Here is a 2,073-nt window from a genome sequence, read left to right as displayed (position 1 = left end):
CTGTAATTGAATCGAGTAGCGAGTCCCTGCCGAAGATTGGGGACTTGCAGAACACGCTGTTGACGTGTCAGCCCATGTTGCCCGGAGTTCAAGCCGAGGCAAATGAGGGGTCCGTCTACTACGACGGAGGGTTTGCTGTGTTTATAAAACCCGATACCGATGTAGAACAGTTGAAAGATGAACTTGCGTCTGCGCTTTCGAATGAACAGGGGTGGACAGCTCGGGACAGTAATGAGGATGCGTCCTCAAGACGTAGTCATTGGCTAACTCAGGACAACTTCACAATTTCAGTCGGTGTTATTGAGCGCGAAGACACTGGCGAAATCACGCTCGCCGTATCTGCTTCTAGTCCATGCTTCATGCCAGAACCTCCCTACGAGCTCGGAGACAAGCTCTAGGTGAAAGAAGGCAGACTGATGACTCTTCCGCGTTCGGCCATCGTGACTAGTGCTGGTGTAGGCGTCTTGCTCTTACTCAGTGGCTGCGCGTCAAATGGGGCAGATTCTGCTGGTGTTGCGACGCCAGATGGTGACTTTTTGGGAGCTCATTCGAGAATTTCCCAGGGGGTTGACTCGAGTGCGGAGGGGATAAATGAGATTGCGAAAGAAATTGCTGACTGATGACCTTGGGTAACATTTCTCGTAAGGTTGCCAAAAGGGTTGGTTCAACACTCTTATTAGTGCTCCTGCTGTCGGGTTGTGCGGCGAGGGGTGAAAATGGGGTGAGCGAAGCATCGTCGGTTCCGACTTTAGATGCCTTGGGGCAGAAAGACCGAAGTGTTCAAATTCAGCAGCAGATTCGCGACATTGTTCCCGAAAGAGTTGTAAATATGGAAGTTAATGATCTCCCGGAAATTGGAGAGCGTCCAGCTACACTTTTGCGCTGCCAAGCTGGTGCAGAAGTAGCAAGTGTTGGCAGTGGTGAGGGTATTCCTGTGTACTATTCAGGAACTTTTGCGCTTGGCCTTAAGTCCGATGTCCATGGCGATGATTTGCTTATGCGAATTGATGACCAAATTCGAGACTTCTCGGGATGGGAGCAAGCTATATATACCCACGAGAATGCATCAGGAACACATAAATGGTTTACTGATGATGGATTTATGGTGTTGATAGATGTCACCGAGCTCGACCGGGGAGACGGTTTGCAACTAAGCGTCAATGTTACAAGTCCTTGCTTCATCCCTGAAAATCCATACAAGGCTGGTGACAAGATCTGATGCGATGTACATGTGAGGCGTTCAACCTGTCACCTCGTGCAACTGCATGGTCGTCGATTGGGCAGAATGTGTGTATCTCTAGTGGATTCTGAGTTGGTGCTCAAGGATCGCTGCCGGGACTTTGGATGGACGTATGAAGAGAATTGACCGAAGCGCTGCATCTGCGGTTGTGTTGTCAGCGGCACTTATTCTGGGGCTCGCTGGGTGTGCTTTCAATGACTCAGATCGGCAAGGCCCGAGTGAGCCGTTCCCGACGTCCTCGGCTGTCGAGCTGCGGGAGCGGAGCGTCGAGATCCAGCAACAAGTTCGAGACTTGATCCCACCAGAAAGCATTGATCAGAAAACTAGTGACCTTCCCAAAATTGGGGAGAAGCCTCGTTTGCTGAATTCTTGCAACTCTGTTATTGAAGAGTTTGATAATGAGGCGGCGCCGGGTTCTACATACTACAGTGGGCTTTTCGTTGTTATTGTTTCGCCTTCCAGCTCTATCAGCCAGCTTGAACAACAAATCGCATCAAGCATTTCCGCTAACTCTGATTGGGAACAGCTCACATACACTCACGAGAACGCGCCTGAGAAGCAAACCTGGGCAACTCCAGATGGCTTTCTGGTTGATATCTATGTGGATGTGCTTGCTGACAAAGGGAGAACTGAGCTTGTTGTGAGGGTCACGAGCCCATGCTTCGTCCCGGAGCCTCCGTACAAGGCTGGTGACGAGATTTAACCCTCAGGTTAAATTACTAATGCAATGAATGGTGGTAAATCCTATTTGGTTGGTTTGAATATGATTGATCGATCTGTTTTTGGTCTGGTGCAAGTTGTTATGGCCGGCGTGCTCATGGCAGGCTGCTCTG

The 2,073-nt window shown here is 50.0% G+C and carries 3 protein-coding genes; all 3 read left to right on the top strand.

All coding sequences use genetic code 11. From position 1 onward, the window contains the following. Positions 1-398, top strand: a 398-nt coding sequence (locus ZBI01S_RS09330) for a hypothetical protein (protein WP_222822394.1), incomplete at its 5' end; no start/stop codon positions are given. Between the two features lie 221 nt (positions 399-619). Continuing rightward, a complete protein-coding gene (locus tag ZBI01S_RS09900) occupies positions 620-1,219 on the top strand; it encodes a hypothetical protein (RefSeq protein ID WP_159421491.1) in 600 nt (199 codons plus the stop codon). Between the two features lie 133 nt (positions 1,220-1,352). Continuing rightward, entirely contained in the window at positions 1,353-1,943 is a 591-nt protein-coding gene (locus ZBI01S_RS09325; protein WP_159421490.1) for a hypothetical protein, read from the top strand. Positions 1,944-2,073: the final 130 nt, after the last annotated feature.

Source organism: [Zimmermannella] bifida NBRC 103089, assembly GCF_001570925.1.
Lineage (GTDB): Bacteria > Actinomycetota > Actinomycetes > Actinomycetales > Microbacteriaceae > Gulosibacter > Gulosibacter bifidus.
Note: the sequence above shows the minus strand (reverse complement) of the source record. Positions and strands in the feature narration are given on the sequence as shown.

Coding starts and splice junctions, on each gene's coding strand:
- ZBI01S_RS09900 (WP_159421491.1), top strand. CDS start 620: ATGACCTTGGGTAACATTTCTCGTAAGGTTGCCAAAAGGGTTGGTTCA.
- ZBI01S_RS09325 (WP_159421490.1), top strand. CDS start 1,353: ATGAAGAGAATTGACCGAAGCGCTGCATCTGCGGTTGTGTTGTCAGCG.